Annotated in this window: 1 protein-coding gene; it reads left to right on the top strand. The window is 43.8% G+C overall.

Features of this window, described 5'->3' with window-relative positions; genetic code table 11:
* Positions 1-416 (top strand): tetratricopeptide repeat protein (locus tag B4N75_RS03870; RefSeq protein ID WP_296706631.1); only part of this gene is annotated, 416 nt, incomplete at its 5' end.
* Between the last annotated feature and the right edge of the window lie 66 nt (positions 417-482).

Genomic DNA, 482 nt, shown 5'->3' with positions numbered 1-482 from the left:
GCAACTACGCAATAACCCAAAATCGCGCCTCGCAGCCGGAAAAAGCCCTCGAATTTCTCGAAAAAGTAATTCAAAATTTTGGAAACAGCGCGGTCCTTCAAAAAACTTACGGAAATTCGCTTTACAACGCCGCAGTCAATCTTCTTAACGAAAACCGAGAAAGTGATGCGCTTGAACTTTTTCAAAACCGCAGCGCCCTTGCAGACGAGGCAATGCAAAACCGCGTAAAAAAAATGATAGACGGACAGATTCTAAAAAAACACGAAATATCCGTTCACAATCAGGTTGTACCGCTTTTTAATACAGGAAAATTTGACGAGGCCAAATCGATACTCGAAAAAGAGCTTGCTCAAAATCCCGAAAGCCCGCTCTTAAAAAAAGATTTGCAGGCCGTAAAAAAAGCCTTGGCACAATAAAAGAGTTCGTTTGTTATTCCGGGCGTTCCCCTCACTGCGTTCGGGTCGCTATGTCCATGGTTCGCT

The sequence above is a fragment of the Treponema sp. UBA7570 genome (genome assembly GCA_002477955.1).
In the GTDB taxonomy this organism is placed as follows: Bacteria; Spirochaetota; Spirochaetia; order Treponematales; family Treponemataceae; genus Treponema_D.
The sequence above is the reverse complement of the archived record's forward strand: the minus strand, read 5'-3'. Positions and strand labels throughout refer to the sequence as shown.